Source organism: Microbacterium zouquanmingi, assembly GCF_052266695.1.
In the GTDB taxonomy this organism is placed as follows: domain Bacteria; phylum Actinomycetota; class Actinomycetes; order Actinomycetales; family Microbacteriaceae; genus Microbacterium.
The window spans coordinates 213,715-236,509 of the sequence record NZ_JBQPQZ010000003.1 but is presented as its reverse complement, the minus strand read 5'-3'; the positions used below and the strand labels follow the sequence as shown (position 1 = coordinate 236,509).

At 63.8% G+C, this 22,795-nt stretch carries 21 protein-coding genes; 11 read left to right on the top strand and 10 right to left on the bottom strand.

The window, feature by feature from the left end; translation table 11 throughout:
- Window positions 1-3: 3 nt before the first annotated feature.
- Entirely contained in the window at window positions 4-1,506 is a 1,503-nt protein-coding gene (locus ACTU6U_RS08140; RefSeq protein WP_443468623.1) for a CoA-acylating methylmalonate-semialdehyde dehydrogenase, read from the bottom strand.
- A 123-nt stretch (window positions 1,507-1,629) separates the two neighbouring features.
- On the opposite strand from ACTU6U_RS08140, the gene ACTU6U_RS08135 reads away from it, so the two are divergent.
- The gene (locus ACTU6U_RS08135; RefSeq protein ID WP_443468622.1) at window positions 1,630-3,651 is read left to right on the top strand and encodes a 3-hydroxyacyl-CoA dehydrogenase NAD-binding domain-containing protein; all 2,022 of its coding nucleotides are present in this window, start codon (window positions 1,630-1,632) and stop codon (window positions 3,649-3,651) included.
- Here ACTU6U_RS08135 and ACTU6U_RS08130 read toward each other — a convergent pair.
- Window positions 3,636-4,661: an MBL fold metallo-hydrolase gene (locus ACTU6U_RS08130; RefSeq protein ID WP_443468621.1), complete on the bottom strand. Its 1,026-nt coding sequence runs from the start codon at window positions 4,659-4,661 to the stop codon at window positions 3,636-3,638. The genes ACTU6U_RS08135 and ACTU6U_RS08130 overlap by 16 nt on opposite strands.
- Before the next feature lie 18 nt (window positions 4,662-4,679).
- Window positions 4,680-5,456 carry an SDR family NAD(P)-dependent oxidoreductase gene (locus ACTU6U_RS08125; RefSeq protein WP_443468620.1) on the bottom strand — a complete coding sequence of 259 codons (777 nt, stop codon included), beginning with the start codon at window positions 5,454-5,456 and terminating at the stop codon, window positions 4,680-4,682.
- 101 nt (window positions 5,457-5,557) lie between these two features.
- On the opposite strand from ACTU6U_RS08125, the gene ACTU6U_RS08120 reads away from it, so the two are divergent.
- Genes ACTU6U_RS08120 through ACTU6U_RS08105 form a run of 4 tightly spaced genes read left to right on the top strand, consistent with a single transcriptional unit; the run spans window position 5,558 to window position 9,122 of the window.
- Window positions 5,558-6,364 (top strand): nuclear transport factor 2 family protein, encoded by an 807-nt coding sequence (locus ACTU6U_RS08120; protein ID WP_443468619.1) that lies wholly within the window; start codon window positions 5,558-5,560, stop codon window positions 6,362-6,364.
- On the top strand, window positions 6,361-8,019 hold the full coding sequence (locus ACTU6U_RS08115) for an AMP-binding protein (protein ID WP_443468618.1): 1,659 nt from the start codon (window positions 6,361-6,363) through the stop codon (window positions 8,017-8,019). Before ACTU6U_RS08120 ends, ACTU6U_RS08115 begins: the two co-directional genes overlap by 4 nt.
- Window positions 8,020-8,035: 16 nt before the next feature.
- The gene (locus tag ACTU6U_RS08110; RefSeq protein ID WP_443468617.1) at window positions 8,036-8,668 is read left to right on the top strand and encodes a TetR/AcrR family transcriptional regulator; all 633 of its coding nucleotides are present in this window, start codon (window positions 8,036-8,038) and stop codon (window positions 8,666-8,668) included.
- Window positions 8,669-8,699: 31 nt separating this feature from the next.
- Entirely contained in the window at window positions 8,700-9,122 is a 423-nt protein-coding gene (locus ACTU6U_RS08105; RefSeq protein WP_443468616.1) for a nuclear transport factor 2 family protein, read from the top strand.
- Between the two features lie 22 nt (window positions 9,123-9,144).
- On the opposite strand, the gene ACTU6U_RS08100 is transcribed toward ACTU6U_RS08105, so the two are convergent.
- Complete coding sequence (locus ACTU6U_RS08100; protein WP_443468615.1) at window positions 9,145-10,299, bottom strand: acyl-CoA dehydrogenase family protein; 1,155 nt, start codon at window positions 10,297-10,299, stop codon at window positions 9,145-9,147.
- 64 nt (window positions 10,300-10,363) lie between these two features.
- On the opposite strand from ACTU6U_RS08100, the gene ACTU6U_RS08095 reads away from it, so the two are divergent.
- From ACTU6U_RS08095 to ACTU6U_RS08075, 5 genes are read left to right on the top strand one after another with little or no spacing between them, the layout of a single operon-like run.
- Entirely contained in the window at window positions 10,364-10,855 is a 492-nt protein-coding gene (locus ACTU6U_RS08095; RefSeq protein ID WP_443468614.1) for a hypothetical protein, read from the top strand.
- A complete protein-coding gene (locus tag ACTU6U_RS08090) occupies window positions 10,852-11,259 on the top strand; it encodes a MaoC family dehydratase (protein WP_443468613.1) in 408 nt (135 codons plus the stop codon). The genes ACTU6U_RS08095 and ACTU6U_RS08090 overlap by 4 nt, the downstream gene beginning before the upstream one ends.
- Window positions 11,256-13,229, top strand: a complete 1,974-nt coding sequence (locus ACTU6U_RS08085) for an oxidoreductase (protein WP_443468612.1) — start codon at window positions 11,256-11,258, stop codon at window positions 13,227-13,229. The genes ACTU6U_RS08090 and ACTU6U_RS08085 overlap by 4 nt, the downstream gene beginning before the upstream one ends.
- 30 nt (window positions 13,230-13,259) lie before the next feature.
- Window positions 13,260-14,198: an SDR family NAD(P)-dependent oxidoreductase gene (locus ACTU6U_RS08080; protein ID WP_443468611.1), complete on the top strand. Its 939-nt coding sequence runs from the start codon at window positions 13,260-13,262 to the stop codon at window positions 14,196-14,198.
- A gap of 18 nt (window positions 14,199-14,216) precedes the next feature.
- Window positions 14,217-15,020 carry a nuclear transport factor 2 family protein gene (locus ACTU6U_RS08075; protein WP_443468610.1) on the top strand — a complete coding sequence of 268 codons (804 nt, stop codon included), beginning with the start codon at window positions 14,217-14,219 and terminating at the stop codon, window positions 15,018-15,020.
- Between the two features lie 13 nt (window positions 15,021-15,033).
- On the opposite strand, the gene ACTU6U_RS08070 is transcribed toward ACTU6U_RS08075, so the two are convergent.
- The 5 genes from ACTU6U_RS08070 to ACTU6U_RS08050 all read right to left on the bottom strand — a co-directional run bounded on the left by ACTU6U_RS08070 (window position 15,034) and on the right by ACTU6U_RS08050 (window position 19,577).
- Entirely contained in the window at window positions 15,034-15,729 is a 696-nt protein-coding gene (locus ACTU6U_RS08070; protein ID WP_443468609.1) for an ABC transporter ATP-binding protein, read from the bottom strand.
- A 10-nt stretch (window positions 15,730-15,739) separates the two neighbouring features.
- On the bottom strand, window positions 15,740-16,516 hold the full coding sequence (locus tag ACTU6U_RS08065) for an ABC transporter ATP-binding protein (RefSeq protein ID WP_443468608.1): 777 nt from the start codon (window positions 16,514-16,516) through the stop codon (window positions 15,740-15,742).
- Complete coding sequence (locus tag ACTU6U_RS08060; protein ID WP_443468607.1) at window positions 16,513-17,424, bottom strand: branched-chain amino acid ABC transporter permease; 912 nt, start codon at window positions 17,422-17,424, stop codon at window positions 16,513-16,515. Before ACTU6U_RS08060 ends, ACTU6U_RS08065 begins: the two co-directional genes overlap by 4 nt.
- The gene (locus ACTU6U_RS08055) at window positions 17,421-18,317 is read right to left on the bottom strand and encodes a branched-chain amino acid ABC transporter permease (protein WP_443468606.1); all 897 of its coding nucleotides are present in this window, start codon (window positions 18,315-18,317) and stop codon (window positions 17,421-17,423) included. Before ACTU6U_RS08055 ends, ACTU6U_RS08060 begins: the two co-directional genes overlap by 4 nt.
- Window positions 18,318-18,410: 93 nt before the next feature.
- A complete protein-coding gene (locus tag ACTU6U_RS08050) occupies window positions 18,411-19,577 on the bottom strand; it encodes an ABC transporter substrate-binding protein (protein ID WP_443468605.1) in 1,167 nt (388 codons plus the stop codon).
- A gap of 385 nt (window positions 19,578-19,962) precedes the next feature.
- On the opposite strand from ACTU6U_RS08050, the gene ACTU6U_RS08045 reads away from it, so the two are divergent.
- Window positions 19,963-21,546, top strand: a complete 1,584-nt coding sequence (locus ACTU6U_RS08045; protein ID WP_443468604.1) for a class I adenylate-forming enzyme family protein — start codon at window positions 19,963-19,965, stop codon at window positions 21,544-21,546.
- Here ACTU6U_RS08045 and ACTU6U_RS08040 read toward each other — a convergent pair.
- Window positions 21,524-22,774, bottom strand: coding sequence for an MFS transporter (locus ACTU6U_RS08040; RefSeq protein WP_443468603.1), 1,251 nt, complete (start codon window positions 22,772-22,774; stop codon window positions 21,524-21,526). The two genes, ACTU6U_RS08045 and ACTU6U_RS08040, sit on opposite strands and share 23 nt — an antisense overlap.
- Window positions 22,775-22,795: the final 21 nt, after the last annotated feature.

The window sequence follows — 22,795 nt, the reverse complement described above, 5'->3', positions numbered from 1 at the left end:
GTGTCAGTGCATCGTCGGGATGACGAAGCTCGCACCTTCCTTGAGGTCGTGCGAGAGCCAGCGGCTGGTGACCGTCTTCGTCTTCGTGTAGAAGCGGAACGAGTCGGGGCCGTGCTGGTTGAGGTCGCCGAAGCTGGACTTCTTCCAGCCACCGAACGTGTGGTACGCGATCGGCACCGGGATCGGGACGTTCACTCCCACCATGCCGACCTCGACACGTGCCGCGAAGTCGCGGGCCGCGTCGCCGTCGCGGGTGAAGATCGACACACCGTTGCCGAACTCATGGTCAGTGGCCATCGCGAGGGCCTGTTCGTAGCCGTCAGCACGGGCGATGAACAGGACGGGGCCGAAGACCTCTTCCTTGTACACGGTCATGTCAGGGGTGACGTCATCGAACAGGGTCGGGCCGAGGTAGAAGCCGTTCTCGTAGCCCCCGACCATGTAGCCGCGACCGTCAGCGAGGAGAGTGGCGCCCTCATCGATGCCGGTCTGGATGTAGCCCTCGACGCGCTTCAGCGCATCCGCCGTGACGAGCGGACCATAGTCGACCCCTTCGCCGAGCGCGGGGCCGATCTTCAGCGCCTTCACCCGCTCGGTGAGCTTCGCCGCTAGCGCGTCGCCGGTCTCCTTGCCGACCGGGACGGCAACCGAGATTGCCATGCAGCGCTCGCCCGCGGAGCCGTAGCCTGCGCCGATGAGAGCATCCGCGACCTGGTCGAGGTCAGCATCCGGCATCACGATCATGTGATTCTTCGCACCACCGAAGCACTGCGCTCGCTTGCCGTTCTGCGCCGCAGTCTCGTAAATGTACTGCGCGATCGGGGTCGAGCCGACGAAGCCCACCGCCTTGACGCGGTCATCGTGCAGGATGGCGTCGACCGCTTCTTTATCGCCGTTGACGACGTTCAGCACACCGGCCGGGAGGCCCGCCTCGAGGAAGAGCTCCGCGATGCGCAGCGGAACGGAGGGATCGCGCTCGCTGGGCTTGAGGATGAACGAGTTGCCTGCGGCCAGCGCCGGGCCCAGCTTCCACAACGGAATCATCGCGGGGAAGTTGAACGGGGTGATCCCGGCGACGACGCCGAGGGGTTGACGCATCGAGTAGACGTCGATGCCAGTGCCGGCAGCGGAGGAGTACTCGCCCTTCAGCAGGTGCGGAGCGCCGATGGCGAACTCGATGACCTCGACCCCGCGCTGGATGTCGCCGAGCGAGTCTTCATAAGTCTTGCCGTGCTCGCGAGAGAGGGTCTTCGCGAGTTCGGGGGCGTCAGCGTTGATCAGCTCGACGAACTTCATCAGCACGCGGGCGCGCTTCTGCGGGTTGGTTGCGCCCCAGCCGACCTGCGCGGCCTCGGCGTTGGTGATCGCGGCCTCGACCTCGGCCGTGGTCGCCAGCGGCACACGGGCCTGGACCTCGCCTGTCGAAGGGTTGAACACATCAGCGAAGCGGCCGGATACCCCGGAGACACGCTTTCCGCCGATGAAGTGAGTGAGTTCACGAGCCATTGTGAAGTCCTTTCGCGCCATTGATGAAGAATTTCCAGTCCCGTACGCGCCGGCCGCCGTTGCGCACCGTGTTGTCGAATGCAATAGTAGTAATCGAATGGTCGGTTGGTAGACGGGAACACAATGAACAGTACAGCACGGATCACGCGCATCGATCATGACGGCGTCGCTGTCCTCACGTTCGACTACCCTGATCGGTCGATGAACGTCGTCGACGAATCGGTTTTCATCGACCTCCGTGGGCACGTGGATGCTGTGGCGAATGACGATTCCGTCTCCGCTGCGGTGCTGATCTCTGGCAAGCCAGGCGCCTTCGGTGCCGGGGTGGATGTCTCCTGGCTACCCGAGCTCGTCGCACGCCCGGATGCCGAGAGCTTTCTCGAATCCGTGCATGAGCTCATGCTCAAGATCTCCGACTCTCCCAAGCCCTATGTCGCTGCCGTACACGGCGCGGCGCTCGGCGGCGCGCTCGAAGTCACCCTGTCGATGCATGCGATCGTGGCGACCCCAGATGCAACTCTCGGCCTCCCCGAGATCACGCTCGGCCTGATCCCGGGGGGCGCCGGCACCCAGCTCATCCGACGTTTCATCGACACCGAGACCGCACTCGATCTCCTTCTCCAGGGCGGAGGGATCAGCGCAGCCAGGGCGCGAGAGATCGGCCTTGTCGCCGCCATCGCAGAGGGTGAGCTGCTCACCTCGGCGCTCAACGCGGCCCGGAGCCTGGTGGCCGGCGAACTGCCCCGCGCGGGCGTCGCTGACGATGCCTCGACCGCTCTCGCTGCGGTGTCCGCACGCGAGAGCGATGCAGCATCCGAAGCAGCGCAAGCCATCATCAACGCCGTGCGCGCTGGCGCAGCTGGAGGCTATGAGGAAGGCTGCGCCGCAGAGCGCACAGCCTTCCTCACCCTGGTCGACAGCTCAGAGGCCAAAGCCCGCATCCACCTGTTCGAAGCCGAGAATGCCATAAAGAAGAGCAGTCGCGGCAGCGGCGCGGCGTTCAACCGCATCGGAGTCATCGGTGGAGGCCAGATGGGCTCCGGCATCGCCGCCACTGCCGCGAGCCGCGGACTATCCGCGGTCGTGCGCGACGTCACCGAAGACAAGCTCGACGGAGCCCGCGACTACCTCGACCGTGTCCTCACCCGCAGTGCGCCCGCCCGCAAAGATGAGCTCGGCGCGAACTGGGCGGGCACGACGGAGTGGAGCGGTTTTGAAAGCGCGGACGCCGTGATCGAAGCCGTCTTCGAGCTGCCCGAGGTCAAGCGCGAAGCGCTCGGCCTGGTGAGCGATGTCGTCTCGGCCGCGACGCTCATTGCGACAAACACCTCCGCGATCCCCGTGGGCCGCCTCGCGACCGCGGTCACCGCACCAGAGCGATTCCTGGGAATGCACTTCTTCTCGCCGGTCGAGCGGATGCCGCTGGTCGAACTCGTCCCGCACGATGGCACCTCGCCCGAGACCGTCGCGCGCGCCAGCAGCCTTGCAAGAGCCCTCGGGAAGCTCCCTGTGGTCGTCGCCGACAAACCCGGATTCTTCACTTCCCGCGTCTACGCCCGGTGGCTCATCGAAGGGGTCCTCCTTCTGCTCGACGGCGCCCCCGTCGAAGCGGTCGACGCGGCCGCGAAGGCTGCCGGCTTCCCGATCGGGCCCCTCCAGGCACACGACGAGGCCACCCTCGATCTCGTCGTCAAAGCGAGTATCGCTCAGGTTGCAGAGCCCGTGTTCGCCGGGCGCCTCGATGTCGCCGCCGTGCGCCGAGCCCTGGAGTCTCTGATCACCGCTGGCGTCGCCGGTCGGCGTTTCGGAGCAGGTTTCTACGTGTATGAGGATGGCAAGCGCACCGGCGCGAACCCAGCTGTTGCGCAGACCCTCGGAGCAGCCGCGAATGACCTCGATCAGCAGACCATTGCGGATCGACTGCTGCTCGCCTTCGCCACAGAGTGCTTCCTCTGCTGGGAAGACGGCACGATCAGCAATCCTGCTGACGGCGACGTCGCTGCGGTACTGGGAATTGGCTTCCCGCGCGCGCTGGGCGGACCGTTCCACTGGGCAGACGCACAAGGCCGCTCCCGTATCACGGAGCGCTGCGCCGAGCTCGGCGCAGAGGCCTTCCCGGTGGCTTCTGCTTACGCCAACAGGTAGGACTTCACACCGTCGGACGCCTGCGCGTCGGCCGCGCCACGGTCGACGAGAACGTCCAGGTGCGCAACCGTCTCGAGGACAGCAAGCATCTGGTTGAACTCGTCGAGCTCGCCGAAGTGGCGCTGCCGCCTCGTCCACCCGATCGCGCGCGCGACATCCAGCGCGCTGGACGCACCGCCGCGCACGGCTGCCAAGCTGTCGTCCAGTCGCTGCTCGTGATACTCGATGAGCTCACGCGATCGTGCATGGAGGCTGTCAGTGACCATGCCATGCGCGGGGAGCACACGGAGGTCTGCCAGTGCGAGCATCGCCTCCTGCGATTCGAGGAAGCGTTTGAGCGGAAGCCCGTTGCGCTGTGCTTCGAATCCGATAGAGGGTGTGATGGTAGGCAGAACGTGGTCACCCGTGACGATGAGGCCGGCATCCTCATCGGCGAAAACGAGGTGCCCGCGGGTGTGCCCTGGCGTCGCGATCGCACGCAGCCGATAACGCCCCAACGCAATGACCTCTCCGCCCTGCAACCAGCGGTCCGGCAGTTCGAAGAACTCTTCCGCCATACGCTCGGCGTCAGGGTTTGCCTCGACACGTGCCTGCATCGCGTCTGCGACGCTGCCGGCTCCCGCTGCGCGGAGGCGCTCGAAGTTCAGCTTGAAGCCGTTGGACCAGTGATCCATGACGGCTCGGATATTCGGCTCCTCATCCTTGCCGATGCTCAGCTTCATGCCGAATTCCGCACGCAGCTGCACACCCAGCGTGATGTGGTCGCTGTGGGAGTGCGTGATGAGGAACTCATCGATCGAATCAAGGCCGAGTCCGATGCTCTGCAGCGCCTCTTCCAGCTGCGCGCGCGCCTGCGGGACAGCCCATCCGGAGTCGACGATCGTGACGCGATTGCCGTCACGGAACGCGTACACGTTGACCGCGCGCAATCCGTTGTTGGGCATCGCGAGCGGAATTCGATAGAGATCGGGCGCGATCTCCCAGGCTCCTGGAGCCGTCCAGTCCTGCATGACTAATCGTTCTCCTCGTCAGTAGAGCTGCGCTGCCGGACCGCCGCCGTCGACGACCAGCCGCTGACCGGTGATGTAAGAATCCGGCGCGGCGAGAAATGCCACAGCATCCGCAATATCTGCCGGTCGACAGACCCGTCCGAACGGATAGGTGTCGTCGAGAGCGTCGAGCGTGCTGTCTACGCTGGCGCGGATCAGGCGCTCGCCCATGTCGGTCGCCACGAGCCCTGGAGCGATCGCGTTGACGCGGATGCCGTGAGCGCGCTCTTCCAGAGCCAACACGCGCATGATCGCCTCAGCCGATGTCTTCGCAACGGCATAAGGAGCGGTGTGGGGCGGCAAGGAGATCGTCACATTGCTGGTGACGACGATGATGCTGCCTGACCGCGCCTCTCTCATCGCAGGGAGCACGACTTCCGCCATCTCCACCACGGAGAACGCGTGCATCTGCAGCATGTCCTGGTACTCCCGGCGAGTGGAATCGGTGACGGAGTCGCCACGAGAGGCCATACCCGCGTTGCTCACCAGCACAGAGATCGGACCGACCTCGTCTACTGCTCGACGGGCGAGGTCACCGGCCGCACCAGGGGCGCGTAGATCACCGACGATCGGCACCGCGCGACCGCCGAACGCCTCTACTTCGGCAACGACCTCTTGCGCAGCATCGCTGTCTTTGCGATATGAGAATGCGACGGTGGCACCTTCGCGGGCAAGCTTCGTGGCGATCGCGCGGCCCATCCCTCGAGAACCACCGGTGACGAGCGCGGCACGCCCGAGCAAAGTCATACTGTCCATCCGTACCCCCTACATCTGCTGGTTTGACCATACACGTTCGACCGTGCGTTTGGTCGAATAAGGTGTATCCTTAGAGCATCCACTCGATGAGGAGCTACCGGATGATCGAACTGATGCGCCGCTACGCGTACGGATTCGTGAACAGCCACGACTTCGCCGTGCCTCGAGAGATCATGAGCGAGGACTACACCCTTCATGTCGGGACAGCGACGCTCGTTGGGCGCGACGAAAGCTACCTTCCTGCCGTGCAGCAGCAGATGGATCAGTTCCCCCAGCTCGGGTACAGCATCCATGAGCTCATCACCGACCAAGACCAGACCGCGGTGCTCTTCAGCGAGCACGGTCGCTCTGCTCGCATGCCCGATCGTGAGGCCTCATGGATTGGCGTGGGGATCTACCGCGTCGCGGAAGGACGGCTCGTCGAGTGCTGGGTTGAACAAGACCACTACGGCAAACGTCGCCAACTCTCCTCAGCGGTGAGCAACCAAGTACCACTCGTCGCCACGGATCCATGGTCCGGGCACGAGGACGCGAACCCCGCCGCCTCGCAAGCGGCTGAGCTGATCGTGCGCGCATGGCTGGATGGGCTCGAGACCTGGCCGCCGGCCGACTCTCGCCTCGACCCTGGATTCGCGGATGCTGAACAGCCCCGCATTCGAATCACGGAGACAGAGCTGATCACGATCGTGGCCGAAGGATCTCGGGTCGCATTCAACGCGCGAATCGTGGGGGGCTACGAAGGCGGCCTGCCCGGCTACGACGGACAGATCGGCTTGCCAGTCGAGACCTGGGTCTGTGCGATCGGCGATGCGACAGACGGAGCAGTGACCGGTCTGCGCGGCGCCAGCAATCGCGTCGCCATCGACCGACAGCTGCGCACCGCGGGCGAAGACGAAGAGCAGTCGTGAGCACATCCCCTCCAGTGATCCCCCTCGGCGATATCGTCGACCGCCAGTCGGCCGTCAACGGCGGGACGGCACTCGTCATGCCGACAGGCGTGCGGTTGAGCTATCCAGAACTTGCGCAGCGGTCGGATGCGTTCGCATCGAGCCTCATCGGACTTGGTGTGAGCCACGGCGACCATGTCGGCATCCTGATGCACAATTGCGCGGACTTCGTGATCGCACTCATCGCCATCGCAAAGACGGGTGCGGTGAGCGTGCCGGTCAACGGCAGGTTCAAAGCGGCCGAGGCCAGCTACATCATCGGTCACGCCGATCTCAGCATCCTTCTGGTGAGCACTGACGATGCAGCCCCTGACTATCCTCGACTCGTTCATCACGCCATGAACCCACAGTCCGGCGACACGCATGAGCCCACTGGTGACACCCTTCGACATGTCGTCGACTTCTCCGGCCGCGTGGAGCCTTTCCTAACGCGCGCACAGTTCGATGCGGCCGCGACCGGAGTCTCACCCGAGGTACTCCGGAGTCGGCAGGCGAACGTGGACCTGGACGACATCGCGCTGCTCATGTACACCTCGGGAACCACCTCGCTGCCCAAAGGATGCCTTCTCACCCACGAATCGATCTCTCGCCACGGGCCGAACGTCGCACAGTCGTTCTTCTCTCTTACCAAGGAAGATGCATTCTGGGACCCGCTCCCCCTGTTCCACTGCGGCGGCATCGTTCCGATGTTCGCGTGCTTCTCGATCGGCGCCACGTACTGCCACGCGGGCCACTTCGAGCCAGGCGAGGCACTGCGCACGATCAGAGATGAGAGATGCACCGTGCTCTACCCCGCCTTCGAGGCTATCTGGCTCCCGATTCTCGATCACCCCGACTTCGACGCCGCCGACCTAGCCCACGTGCGCGTTATCCAGAACATCGCGACCCCCGAGCGCATGGCGCAGTTCGAGGACCGGATTCCGTGGGCTCCTCAAGTAACCTCGTATGGGGCCACGGAGACCGCCAGCAATCTGACGTTGGGACATCCGGAGGATCCGCTCGAGATCCGCGTCAACACGCTAGGACGCCTCGTGCCAGGGATGGAGGCGAAGATCGTCGACCCGGAATCTGGCGAAGAGGTTCCACCCGGCGTCTTCGGTGAGCTCTGCTACCGCGGATACGCCCTCTTCAAGGGCTACTACAAAGCCCCTGAGATCAACGGCGCCGTGTTCGACAACGACGGATTCTTCCACTCGGGCGACCGCGCCGCACGGCGCCCAGACGGCAACTTCATCTACGGCGGGCGCTACAAAGACATGCTCAAGGTCGGGGGCGAGAACGTCGCCGCTATCGAGATCGAAGACCTGCTCGTGCGCCACCCGGCTGTGCGCGTCGCTCAGGTCGTCGGCGTGCGAGATTCTCGCTACGGCGAGGTTCCCGCAGCTTTCATCGAACTGAATCCCGGAGCGGAGGCGACCGAGGCCGATATCATCAAGTTCTGCATCGATCAGATCGCAACGTACAAAGTTCCGCGATACGTGCGCTTCGTGGTCGAATGGCCAATGTCGGGAACGAAAGTGAAGAAGTTCGAGTTGCAGAACCATCTGGTCGCTCAACTTGATCGCGACGATATCCGCATGGCGCCGCGCCCGGCTGCGCGGGTCACGACAGACTGACAGCACGGAGGAACACATGGCGAGCACGACGACTACGGATTCCGACCCCTCACGGAACTCCCCACGTACGGCAAAGGGCATCGAACGCGCTCAGCAGATCATGGAGATCGCCGAGAGCCTCTTTCATCGCCAGGGGTACGCCCAGACTTCGATGGATGACATCGCACGTGCGACAGGGCTACTCAAAGGGAGCCTCTACTACTACATGAAGTCGAAGGAAGACCTTCTCTACCGAATCGTGGAAGATGTCCACGAGGTCTCCCGTGCGCAACTCGACGAGGCCCGCCAGCAGGAAGATGTCCCAGCTCTGCAGCGGCTGCTGAACTTCGTCGACGCGCAGGTCACGTATCTCGCTCTCAACGTCACCCGGGTAGCGGTTTACCACCACGAATGGCACAGGCTCGAAGGCGACCGGCTCAAGAGCGTGCGCGAAGCCCGCCATGCCTACGACGATGCACTGATCGCGCTTCTTGAAGAGGTAAAGGCCGAGGGCTCTCTCGCCCAGAGTGCCAATACTCGACTCGTCGCCAACATGGTGCTGGCTATCATCTGCTGGCCGTACACGTGGTACCGCTCAGGCACCATCTCACCCGCTGAGCTGTCGAAGACTTGCACCGACTTCGTGCGTGCAGGCCTCCCCGGCATGTAGCCGATCAGCGAAGTGCGACGCCCTGGGAGTCATGATGGACACGACCACGCTTCGCGTCACGCTCGAGATCCAGGATCTTCTCGTCCGCTACGCGACTGGCATCGACAGGCGAGACTGGGCGCTGTTCCGCTCGTGCTTCACAGAGCAGTGCGAGGCAGACTACCGCCCATTCGGTCGTTGGCGCAGCGCAGCCGAGATCACCGACTGGATGATTTCAGCGCACGAGGCGTACGGACACACTTTGCACCGCATCACCAACATCACGCCCGATATCAAGGGCTATTCTGCGACGTGCCGCTCCTATGTTGATGTCATCCTGCAGCTGCGCGACAGTGTCGACTTTCACCACGGATACGGCATCTACGACGACGAGCTCGTGCACAGCTCAGAGGGCTGGAAGATCGCCCGACGCCGCTATACCCTGGTGAAGTCGGGGCGTAACATCGAGCACTAGAGGACGCTGGCTTGTGGAATCCTCACCGAGCGATCGAACGCCCAACAATCTCCTTCATGATCTCGTTGGTGCCGCCGTAGATGCGCTGCACACGCGCATCGCGCCAGCGCCAGGCGATCTCGTATTCATTCATGTATCCGTAACCGCCGTGCAGCTGCAGGCAGCGGTCGAGCACGCGCCATTCGAGTTCGGTGGCCCAGTACTTGGCGCCGGCCGCCTCCGCGTCGCTGAGGGCGCCGGCGACCTGACGACGGATGCAGTCGTCGACGTAGACGCGCCCCACGCGCACCTCGGTGACCATCTCGGCAATGTCGAAGCTGTTGGCCTGGAAGCTCGAGATCGACTTGCCGAAAGCGGTCCGCTGCTCGGTGTACTCCGTCGTGAGCTCCAGCGCACGCTCCGCATCAGCGAGTGCAGTGACCGCCATCGCAAGGCGCTCGGAGGCGAGATTGCGCATCATGAGACCGAGACCCTTGCCCGCTTCGCCGAGCACGTTGGAATCCGGGACTGCGACATTTTCGAAGAAGAGCTCAGCAGTGTCCTGAGCCTCGCGGCCGATCTTGTCGAGTTTGCGCCCGCGCTCGAAGCCCGCAGCACCGCCTTCGACTACGAAGAGCCCGAGGCCCTCGATGTCGTCTCGCTCGACGCGAGCCGCGACGATCACCAGATCGGCCTGTATTCCGCTGGTGATGAAGATCTTCGATCCGTTCAAGACCCACTGCTCACCCTCCCACCGGGCGGTGGTTCTGATTCCGCGCAGGTCGGAGCCTGCCCCAGGTTCGGACATGGCGATGGCCGGCACGATGTCACCGCTGGTGACACCGGGCAGCCACCGCTCACGCTGCTCTGGGGTGGTGAGGTCGATCAGATAGGGCACGAGGATGCTGTTGGTCAGCTGGAACGCGTCTGTCGCAGCCCCGGCGTAGACAACCTCTTCCTCAATGATCGCGTTGTACCGGAAGTCGCGAATGCCCAGCCCGCCGTACTCGGGGTCAGCGGCGAAGCCCACGAAGCCGCTCTCGGCAGCACTGCGCCAGAAATCGCGGTCGATGATGCCATCGCGTTTCCACTGCGCAACCTTGGGCAGCGCTTCGCGTGCGAGGAACTCACGGACCGCGCTGCGGAACTCCTGGTGCTCGGGCTCGAAAATCGACCGTGCGGGCCGCGTGAATGCCATGACAGACCTTCCGATCACCTTGATTTCTACCAATCAGTCGGTATAGTATCACAAGGGTCCTCCCGTGCTTCGTCGGGGACCTCTCAACGAAGAGACCGGAGCATCCATGGCCGAGATAGACCTTCCAGAGCGTCTTCGAGACCTGCCTGGTACCGAACTGACTGCAGGCAGCATCAGCATTCCGGCGTCCGAAGCCGCGATGCTCACTGAGGCCCTGGGTACGGAGACGCCCGCAGATGAACTGCACCCCGTTTACGCCTACCTCGCCACCCAGCGCGGCATCGGCATGAGCGTTCGAGAGGTGTGCGCCCTGGCCGATTTCGACATCGACGACGGGCCGATGCTCGGCAGCGTCGAGTTCGGGTATCAAGCACCAATGCGGGCAGACACCGACTACGGCGTCGAAGGCACGATCCTCGGCATCACTCGCAAGCAAGGCAGAGGAGCTGGCGTGTTCGATCTCCTCGATTTCGAAGAGCGCCTCATTGGCGACGGCGGCGAGACCATCGCATCCGCCCGGCTCTCCTTCGTGCTGCCACGAAAGGATCTGTCATGACCAAGTACTCTCCCGGAGACGCCCTCGTCCCCCATCGGGTCACGACGGTCACCGCGGGCGCGATGAAGACGATGTCAGTCCTGCTGGACGATCCGAACCCGATCCACCTCGACACCACCGCCGTGCGCGCGCTCGGGCTCGGCGACCGACTTATCAACCAGGGCCCCACCAACCTCGCCTACATCATGGACATGGTGCGCAGGAACTTTCCCGCTGCGCGTCTGCAGAACTTCCAGACGCGACTGCTGTCGAACGTCTTTGAAGGCGATGTCGTCACCGCGGGCGGGAGCATCGAGAGCGTAGAGCGCCGCCCCGATGGCCTGCACATCATCAGTCGCGTCTGGCTCGACACCGAGGAAGGAGTTCGGACGGTCGATGGAATCGCGAACGTGGTGATCCTGTGACGGCCTATTCCACGATGCTCAGCCCGTTCCGGCTGGGGTCGGCAACCGTTCGCAACCGCACGATGATGGCCGCGATGTCTTCGGGACTGTCGGACCCGGGTGGCCACGTGTCAGAAGCCCAGATCGCCTATTACTCGGAGCGCTCGTACGGCGGCGTCGGTCTCATCGCCGTCGAATTCGCCTGCGTCGACAGCACATACGGCGTATCAGAGGAGCGTCAGCTCATCTTCGATGACGAACACGCGGTCCCTGGCCACGAACGACTGGTCGCCGCGATCCGCGCTGGCGGAGCGACTCCCGCATTGCAGCTTCAGCTGCCTGGCCAATTCGCCGTCCCGAGAGAGAATGAACTGGCTGTGGCGCCCAGCGAAGTCCGCTCACGCCGTGACGGCAGCTTGCTCGCCCGCGCTTTGACCGGCGATGAGATCGCCGGTCTCATCGTCAGCTTCCGCGACGCTGCGGTTCGCGCGCTACGCGCGGGCTACGAAGCGATCCAATTGCATGGCGCGCACGGATACTTGCTCATGGCGTTCCTCTCCCCCGCGATGAACTCGCGGGACGATGAATGGGGTGGAGATGAAGAGCGCCGGCTCGCGTTTCCCACCGCCGTCATCCGCGCGATAAAGGCTGCCATCGGCGAGGTTCCACTGCTGTACCGCATCTCTGCCGACGACTTCACACCAGGCGGCCTCGGCATCGACGACATGGTGCGGATCGCTCCACGCTTGGTTGCCGCAGGAGTAGACGGCATCGATGTCTCGACGGGATCGCTCACCGGCTCACTGGAACGCACGATCGATCCCATGTCCGAAGAGGGCTGGCGCTTCGGGATGACCCGGCGCGTCAAGGATGCCGTGACGGTCCCAGTTGCCGGCATCGGTTCGCGCACTCCGGAAACCGCGGAGGCTGCGCTCGTTCGCGGAGACATGGATCTGGTGGCTCTAGGACGCCCGCTGCTCGCCGATGCCCGCTGGGTTGCCAAAGCGGCGCAGGGACGCGGCGCGGATATCCGCCCGTGCACGAGCTGCAACTGGTGCGCGGATCGCGTTTTCCAGCACCTCCCGACCGGATGCGCCGAGAACCCGCGGACCGGACGAGAGCGCGTGCCGTTGCTCTCCCGAGACGTCGGCCGCGGCCGACAGATCGTGATCATCGGCGGCGGCCCCGGTGGCATCGCTGCCGCGGTGCAGGCCGATTCGATCGGCTTCGCCACGACGCTGTTCGAAAGCGAGCTGCGGCTCGGCGGGGGGATCATCGCATCGGCGGCACCACCGCATAAGGATCAGCTGCTCTGGTACCGGGACTATCTCGAACGCCGTCTCGCTGCCACACAGGTCGAGGTGCGGCTAGGCTCTCGCGCCACCCTCGATGATATTCTCGCGCTCGACCCATTCGCGGTGATTCAAGCGCAGGGAACTCAGCCAATGAATCACGGCATTCCGGGAACCCATCTGCCGCACGTCGTCTCGGCCTACGACCTGCTCCTTCGCCGTGGACCGTCTCCCGCGAAGTGGCATGGCCCCGTGCTCGTGTACGGCGGCGGCGAGACCGGTTGCGAAACAGCGGAGCTCATGGCTGCGCACGGACTGGACGTGGTGCTCGTCTCACGCTCGAATGAGCGTCAGCTCGCCCGTGCTGCCGAGCCGCTGTACCGCAAGGTTCTGCTCGCCCGCTTGCGCACGAATCCCCGCGTCACGATCCGCACCGGCACGCATCTTGTCTCGATCGATCAGGACGGCGGCATGCTCGACGACGGCGCTGAAGCCACGCACGTCGCCGCGGCTATGGTCATCATCGCGCAGGGCCGCCGCAGTGACGACAGCCTTGCGGCAGAACTCGCCGAACGCGGCATCACCTCCATCCTGATCGGCGACGCCCGTCGGATCAGTCGAATCGGTGACGCGGTCCACGATGCCAATGCCGCCATCGGCGAGCTCGTCGGGGGCGGCGCGGACGCACCGCCGGCCTGAATACCAACCATCCCCGACCCAGAGGTAGCCATGACAGAGATTCGACTGGACGGTCAAAGCGTCATCGTCACCGGAGCCGGACGTGGCCTTGGCCGCGCGTACGCTCTTGAACTCGCCCACCGCGGTGCCGCGGTCGTCATCAACGACGTGGCGGTGAACGAAGACGGCAAGCCACGGGCGGACACTGTGGTTGCAGAGATCGACGCTGCTGGGGGGCGTGCGGTCGCTGACGACTCCGATATCGCGACCTCCGCTGGTGCCGAGAGCCTCATCGCCACCGCCGTCGAATCGTTCGGCCGCATTGACGCTGTGGTCAACAACGCGGGGTTCCTGCGCACCGGAACGATTGAGGAGCTCAGCGATGAAGACATGGAGTCGGTGGTCGCCGTGCACCTCCTGGCTGCGATGTATACGACACGAGCTGCCTGGCCGCACATGAAGATGCAAGGGTACGGCCGCATCGTCTTCACCAGTTCCAGCTCCTCCTTCGGGCACGCCGGAAACGGCAACTACGGTGCAGCGAAGGGCGGGTTGATCGCCCTCGCACGCACACTCGCTCTCGAGGGAGCTGATCTCGGGATTAAGGTCAATTCTGTGCTCCCCTACGCAGTCTCCGAGATCTCCACGGGGACTGCTCATGTCGGCGATGATCCGGCAGGCGTGCGTGCGCTCCTCAACGCACTCACGCCGCGGCGCTCACCAGAGACCGTCGCGCCGCTGACTGTTTATCTGGCAAGCAACGACTGCCGAGTGAGCGGAGAGGCGTTCTCCGCTCTCGCCGGCCGCTACGCACGCATCGTCTACGGGCTGACCGACGGGTGGATCTCACCGAACGCCGACGCCACAGCCGAGGACATCGCCGCGCACCTCGATGAGGTTCTCTCCCTCGACTCCTTCAGCATCCCGACGATGATCCGCGACGAGATCACCGATGTCGCCGACCGCCTGCGTACGCGCGGCCTGATCTGAGAGCACATGATGGAATCTATGACCAGTGCACGCATCCCGGCGTTCGGACTCCTGTTGCGCGACTACGCCTTTGCGTACACGGCCAGTCACGACTTCGGTGTCTGCGATCGGCTGATGATCGAGGACTACGTGCTGCGCATGGGCGAGTTCGAGATCCGCGGGCGTGACGATGCGTACAAACCGGCTACCGAGAAGCAGTATCGACAGTACCCAGGACTCGGGTTCACCGTGCACGATTTCATGACCAACGGTGACCGTGCCGCGCTGCGCTTCAGCGAGCACGGCAAGTCGCTCCTCACGGGAGCACTCACCTCGTGGCGGGGCATCAGCATGTATCGCTGGGACGGCGAGCGCCTCACCGAATGTCGCGTGGAGCAGGACTACTTCTCGCGACGTCGCCAATCAGAAAGCGCCGCGTCCCACGAGGTTCCCTCGCCCGGCGCTGACCCATGGACGGACTCCTTTTCTGAAGCATCACGGGACACCGAATCAGCGGTGCGTGCCTGGCTGGAGCGCGGTGATCTCTTCACGAGCAACACTGTCGAGTTCGACGACGAGCTCGAAGCCGGGCACCAGCGCGCGCGACTCGAGGAATTGACGGTCGACGTTCTAGACCTGTTCAGCTGCGGCGAGCAGGCAGCCTTCCACATCCGCGCAGAGGGCGTGTACACCGGCGGACTTGGATCCGAATCCGATGCACTGATCGGCGTCTACGGTGCGCTGTACGCAAGCGGCTATGTGAATATCGCGTCGGGCCGCATCTCCGGTCACGTCGTGACAGACCGACTGAGTTATACGCGCCGCCTCACGGCGAGGGCGTAGCAAGGCACGCCGATCACGCGACTCCGAGGAACGCCTGGGTGACGCGGTCGTCTGCTCGCAGTTCCTCCGGGGTGCCGCGCACAGCAACCATGCCCTGCTCGAGCACCGCGGCCTGATGAGCCACATCCAGCGCAGCCGCATTCTGCTCCACCATCAACACGCCGATGCCTCGTCCGGCGATCTCGACGACCGCTTCGAGCACCCGGTCGACCATGATCGGCGCCAGTCCCATCGACGGCTCATCCAGCAGAATCAGCTTCGGTTTCGCCATGAGGGCACGCCCGAAGGCGAGAAGCTGCTGCTGTCCACCGCTGAGGAGTCCGCCAAGGCTGCGTCGGTGCTCGGCGAGCATCGGGAAGATCTCGTAGACCTCTTCCTCCCCCTCGCGAACCGCGCTCGCAGAGCTCCGACCGAATGCTCCGAGTCGCAGGTTCTCCGACACCGTGAGCGGCCCGATGATGTGGCGCCCTTCCGGAACGAGCACAAGGCCGGCTCGAGAGATCTTCCACGCCGGCTTACGTGTGACGTCGACTCCGTCGAAGACGATCCGGCCGGATCTAGGCTTGACGGAGCCTGCAATCGCATTGAGCGCGGAGGACTTCCCCGCACCGTTCGCGCCGAGCATCACCGAGATCTCACCGGGCTGGACGGTGACATCAAGGTGACGGAGGCCGATGAGCGGTCCGTATCCGACTCGCAGGTCATTCACCTGCAACAGATCATGCGTTCTTTCGACCAAGGTAGGCCTCCCTCACTCGCTCGTTACGAATCGTTTCCAGCGGATCGCCTGTCGCGATCACCTTGCCGAAATCAACGACGACGATCCTGTTCGACACTCGCGTGACAAGTCCCAGATCATGTTCAATGAGCAGCTGGGTGAGGCCTTCGGAGCGCAGGTTCATCAGGAGTTCAGAGACTTCCTCCCGCTCGCGCGGGTTCATTCCCGCGACCGGCTCGTCCAGTAGGAGCAGTTCTGGCGAGCTCGCCAGGGCCCGTGCGATCTCGACGCGACGCTGGAAGCCGTAAGGTAGGGCCCCAGGCAGCAGCTCCGCGAACTCTGCCATCCGCACACGATCCAGCGCCTCGAGCGCCGCAATGCGCGAACGCCCCTCTGCCTTGACTGCACGAAAAGGGCGGAAGGCAACATTGAGCGGATGCCCACCGTCATCGGCGCCCAGCATGACGTTCTCGACGACAGTGAGATCGGGAAGCAGCCGAATCGACTGGAAGGTGCGACGCACGCCCAGTCGCGCGACGCGAGGCGCGCCGAGCTTCGTGACCACCTCGCCATTGACCCGAATCTCACCTGCGGTGGTGTGCGTCAACGCCGTGATCGCGTTGACCAGGGTTGTCTTGCCCGAGCCGTTGGGGCCAACGATCCCGACGAGCTCACCCGGCCAGACCTCGAAGGAGACGCCGTCGACGGCACGCACGCCACCGTAATGGACCTTGACGTCTTGGACTCCGAGAACCGGATGCGACCCCTGCAGCATCATGACTTCTGCTCCCTCTTGCTCGGGACTCGGATCGCCGTCGTAGCTGGTGCTTCTGGAGCATCCGGCAGTCTTCGCTCCCGAGCCCGTTGCCACAGCTGCCGGACGATGCCCCAGATGCCTTGGGGGGCGAAGATCACCATGACGATTATGAGCAGGCCGTACACGACATCCGTCCACTCGCGGACGAACCCGATCCAGCGGGGCAGCATCGTCACAATGAATGCGCCGATGACAGCGCCCATCCAGGAAGAGGTCCCTCCAAGGACGACGATCGTCAGCCCTACCACGACGAGAGAGAACCCTGAGTCGGTCGGCCCTAGAACTCCGTAGCTCAGTGCGGACATGCTCCCAGAAAGGGCACCGAGCACGGCGCTGAACATGAAAGTCGCGATGCGGATCTTGAAGGTATCGATCCCGAGGGACATAGCGAGCGGCTCGTCGGTGCGCAGCGCATCGGCGAAGCGTCCGCCGGAACGGGACTGCCACAGCGCCACAGAGGCGACGGCGACGACCGCAAGACCGATGGCCACCGGCAGTGACATCGTCATCGGAATCCCGAAGAGCCCAGTCGCACCACCGGTCACCGGCGTCCAGTTGAGCGCAACGGCGACGACGAGGAGGTTGAAGGCAATCGTTCCCATGCCCAGATACAGGCCGCGCAGTCGTGTGAGCAGCAGGGCGAGCAGGCCGGATGCCACCGCACACACGACGAGCCCGACGAGGATCGCCAACGGCCACGGGATGAGCTTTGAGAGGATGCCCGTCGCGTAGGCACTGATACCCCAGAAGCCTGCGCTCGCGAGCGAGAAGACGCCCGCGCGCAGCACTACCTGGACGCTCAGACCGAGCACGACGTACATCATCAGCGTCTTGAGGAGCAGATCATTCTGCTGCAGGAATTCGATCATGCGCGCTTCCATGCTTTCTCGCCGAAGAGACCCTGCGGTCGTACCAGCAGCACGATGAGGATGAGAGCGAAGGCGATCGCGTCGCGAAGGCTGCCGCCGACGAACACGACGGCAGCCGTCTCGGCAAAGGCCAGCACAAAGGCGCCCAGTGCCGCACCCGGAATGGATCCGACCCCGCCGAGGATGATGATGGCGAAGGCTTTGAGAAGAAGATGTTCACCCGAGTGGGCATCCACGGCGTTCGAGTTGGCGGCGAGCAGAAGTCCTGCCGCTCCCGCGAGAGCTCCGCTGACCGCCATGGTCAGCGCCGACATCCGCGCAACGGGGATTCCGAGCAGCTCTGCTGTCTTCGGGTCCTGCGCGATCGTGCGCAGTGCGCGCCCGCCTTGAGTGCGCGAAACCCACCACCAGAGAACGAGCGTGGAGATGATGCCCACCAGGATTATCGTGATTTGGAGATCAGAGATCGTGATTCCGGCGAACTTGTGGATCGGCGTCTGAGTGATCTCCATGGGGAGGTTCACGACCTCCGCCTTGGCGAAGTTGAGTGCGATCGCGACAGGAATGAGGCTGGCACCGATACTGGCGATCAGGATGGCGAGCTCAGCCGCATGCTGGTCGGCTGCTCGACGCATGATCGGCTGGAAGACGAGAAGCTGCAGGATCACTGAGAGCACAGCACCTACGACCGCCGCGAGAATAACCAGCACCCACAGCGGTGTCTCCGGGGCGATGTCACGCGTGACGATGTAGGCGCTGAACGCGCCGAACATGAAGATCGAGCCATGCGCGAGGTTCAGAACTTTTAGCACGCCCCAGGACAGCGAAAGCCCGAGGGCGAACATCAGGTAGAGCGAACCGAGGATGATGGCGTTGACGAACTGGCCGAGCATGTCGTCCCTCCTTTCATAGTGCGGTGGGAGTCATTGAAGGTTGCGGGAAAAGGGGTGGCAACGGTGGTCCGCGCCACCCCTTTCCCTGGATGATCAACTGACGACGTTCACTGCTCCGTCACGCCATTCCACGAGGATGCCGTCGATGCGGGCGTCTCGATCATCGAAGCTGATCGGGCCCACTGCTCCGTCGAATCCGGCCGAGGTGACTTCGCGGATGCCTTCCAGCACCGACTCACGGTTGTCGGGTTCGGCCGCGTTCGCGATGCCATAAGCGAAGAGGAGCACAGCGTCCCAGGTCTCTGCCGCGAAGGCACCGGGAACGTTACCCGTCTTGTCCTTGTAATAGGTCACGAAGTCCTGGGTTGATTCAGCCGGTCCGTCGACGCTGAAGTCGGTGGGCCAGGTGAACCCGTCCGCGCTGGCACCCAGCGGCTCGAGAACGCCGTTGGCAAAGCCGGCTGAGCCTCCCACAAACCCGTCATAGCCCTGATTGAGGATTGCAGTCGAGATCGTCACGTTCGGGGTTCCCTGACCGAACAGCAGCACCAGGTCGGGGTCGGCGCCGACGACCTTCGATGCGAGAGCGGTGAAGTCCGTGTCGGTGCCCAAGAAGGTCTCGTTGGCGACGATCTCGACGCCCGCCTCTTCGAAAAGGGGCGGGTACACCGTCTCGGCCACCTCGACGAGTGTGGGGTTGTCTGACTGCGTCACGAGTGCCACCGATTTGATGCCTTTGTCGATGTAGTACTCCGCCTGGCTGTTGTGGAACGTCGACTGGGGCGCCGTGGCCCGGAAGATGTGGTCACCGGCGTCGATAACTGCCTGGCTCCCGGACTGCATGGCAACGATCGGCAGGCCGACGCTCTGCGCTGCGGCAGCAGTCGCCTGCGCCACCCCGGAAGCACAGCCGATCACGGCGCCTACCGAATCGGTCGAAGCGATCGATTGAACTTCAGTTGCAGCGACCTTCGGATCAGTCTGCGTGTCACGAATATCGGCCTTGATTGTGACCCCACCGGCGAGATCGTTCTCGTTGACCCAATCGATGGCCGCTTCGAAGCCGGTCTGCGCTTCGCCACCGCAGAACGCTGCGGCGCCGGAGATATCACCCAGGAACGACAGCGTCACCTCGCTCACCTTGCTGCCGGCATCACCGCCGGTGTCGCCGGCGTTTCCGCCACCCGATGTCGCACTGCATGCCGCGAGCACGAGCGCGAGCGGTGCCGCGATCGCGATCGCCTTGATTGTGTGCTTCATTGCACTCTCCTCTTGTGTACGGATATCGATGGTCAATTCGCAGACGGATCGGGACTCTCCGCCTTGCAGGAACTTGTCAATAAATCTAACAACTGGTTGTTCTATAGGAAGTCTCAGGGCAGAACGAGGAAATGTCAACCAAAATCCCCGAGGCCTCGGTTGTGGGCATGATTGAAGATGGTCCGACAGTCCGGCCACACAGCGCATGGCGACAGCGGAAGTGTTTTCGCACGTTAAATCTCTTGAACTTTGTTTCTAACAACCGTATGGTTGTAACTGCGTCAAGCATCCTCAACGCACCACGATGAAGTGAAATGAAGGAGTCGTCGTTACCGTGAATAGGTCCACGCATCACAATACGATTCCCGCGCTCCTGTTCCGGGGCGTGGATAAGTTCGCTGATCGAGACGCCTTCGTCTTCGACACCGGCAGCGACATCGTCCGTGAGACATACCAGGAGCTCTTCGATCGGTCGCTCGAATTCGCGCGCGCACTCGTAGGTTTCGGCATCCGGCCCGGTGATCACGTCGGGATCGCCATGCATAACTCCCTAGATCTCATCCATGCGCTCTTCGGCAGTGCGCTGGCGGGTGCCGTCGCTGTCCCCCTGAACACCCGCTTGGCTCCTCGCGAGTCCGCCTACGTCATCCAAGACTCGGGTGTGCGGATCCTGTTCATCAACGACATAGCGCGTGAGCACGTCGACCTCGTCGCGCGCTGCCACGAGGCGCTGCCCGGCCTGTCCGAAGCCGGAGTCGGAATCTCGGGAACAACGGCGGAAGCACCCGATCTTCTTGGCACCTTCCTCTTCGGATCCGGCACGGCCGCGGGATTCGGCACTTCCGAGAGCTTCTTCGCGCACGCAGAGGGAGTCTCCGCTGAGGTCGTCCTCGACGCAGCGCTTGAGACCGACCCCGAGTCGACCTACATGATGCTGTACACCTCTGGCACCACTGCACACCCGAAAGGATGTCGACTCCCACACCGCTCGATCGTGGCAACCGGTATTCAGCTGGGCCGAGAGCGCTTCGGCCTCACCATGGAAGACAAGCTGTGGAATGCGCTGCCATTCTTCCACGTCAGCTCGCAGGCACCGATGACGGGCGTGCTCGACGCAGGCGCGACCTACATCTCGATGGTCTATTTCGATCCAGGACGTGCGTTGGACCTCATCCGCGACGAGGGCGCTACCGTGCTCTATCCTGCGTACCCCGCACTGACCCAGCCGCTGCTCAACCACGCCAAGGACGTCGAGTCGACGTTCGCGCAAGTCCGTGCGGTCCTTACCGTGGGGCCGGCTGAGCTGCTCCGCAAGTACTCCGAGCAGTTCCCGAAAGGCACGAAACAGGTGAGCTGCTACGGTTCGACGGAGCTCGGTGGCGTTGCCGTGATGGGCCGTCTCGATGACAGCCCGGAAGAGCGCTCGACAGCAGGGCGCCCTCTCGAGGGCATCGAGATGCAGGTACGAGATCTGGACACCGGCAAACCCGTCGGCCCTGGCATCGGCGGCGAGCTCTGGTTCCGCGGGTTCAACCTTTTCACGAACTATCACAATGACCCGGCGAAGACCGCTGAAGGCTTCGATGGCGACGGCTGGTTCAACTCCGGAGACAGCGGCAGCGTGGACGAGCGCGGCAATTTGACCTTCCTAGGGCGCGTGAAGGACATGCTCAAAGTCGGCGGCGAGAACGTCGCCTGCGTCGAGATCGAGGCATATCTGATGTCCCACCCTGCGGTGGCGGTCGCTGCAGCGGTCGGCAAGCCCGATGACAAGTACGATGAGGTTCCCGTCGCGTTCGTCGAGCTGCGGCCGGGTCACGAGGTCGAGCCTCAGGAGATCATCGACTTCGCTGCCAGGGGCCTGGCGAAGTTCAAGGTGCCTCGCGAGGTGCATATCGTCACTGAGTGGCCGATGAACGCCGGGATGAAGATCCAGAAGTTCAAGCTCAAGGAGAAGTACTTCGCCTGATCTCGTCTTCGACGAATCCCGGTCTTCCCAGCACGAAGACGGCCGGCAACGCAAGCAGCACGGCCGCCATGAGGAATCCCAGCGGCACCGCCCAGGTGCCCGTGAGCTCGTGGAGGATACCCACGGCGAAAGGACCAACGGCGGCGAGGACGTAGCCGACGGCCTGTACGAATCCACTTAGCCGCAGAGCCACCGCAGCCGACCGCGTGCGCAGTCCGATGAGCGTGAACGCGAGTGGATAGGGCAGCGAACCCACACCGAGGGCGAGCACCCACAGGATCGGTGCAGCGCGTGGAGCGATGAGGAGCCCCGAGTATCCGACGATGAAACTGGCCATGCCCACGACGATGATCGGAACGATGGCCGACGGCATCCGAGCCACGATCGGCGGCACGAGAACGGCGATAGGGAACCCGCACACGGCGAACAGCGAGAGAAGCGAGCCGGCCGCCGCGGGATCGACTCCCGCTGTCTCGACGAGGATCGTTGGCATCCAGGCCAGCATCGCAAAGCCACCGAACGAGCACATCGCGAACAGACCGACCAGTGACCACGCAATCCAGCTCTTCGAGATCTGTCCGTCCACGCTCTCATGTGAGACAGTGCGGCCCAGACCGGCCTCGGCGAACGCCTCCCCTCCCTCTGGGCGCCGCCTCGAAACGCGGAGCTCCACCAACCACGGCAGCAGCGCGATGGCTGTCGCCACGCCCCATACGCCCAATGCGGCCCGCCATCCGATCAGCTCCGCCATGGGAACTGCCACCAGCGCCGGAACGGCGCTGCTGATGGCGAGGCTCGCCACGTACACGGCTGTGACGACACCGATCTGCTGAGGAAAGTGTCGTTTGATCAGCGGCGGCACAAGCACATTGCCGACTCCGGACGCGAGCAGCGTCACGACGGTCGCCATGAGGAGCCAGACCGGCTCTGTCGCTACTGCACGCACGGCGTGCCCCAGGACCATGACGAGCAGAACCAGCGTCACGGTCCGCTCGAGCCCGATCCGGCGAGCGACCTCCGGCGTGATCACTCCGCTCAAGGCGTAGGCCAGCGTCGGTACCGCCGCGATGATGCCCAGTGTGAGCCCATCCAGCGGCACCTCCACTGAAACCACTTCCAGCAGTGGCGAGATGGAGGTGATGACGGTACGCAGTGAGAGTCCGACGAAGAGAATGCCCAGAAAAGCGGCAACTGCTGCCGGCGCGACGCTTTTTCTTCGAGGACTCATGGACGCAGCGCCAGATTCTCG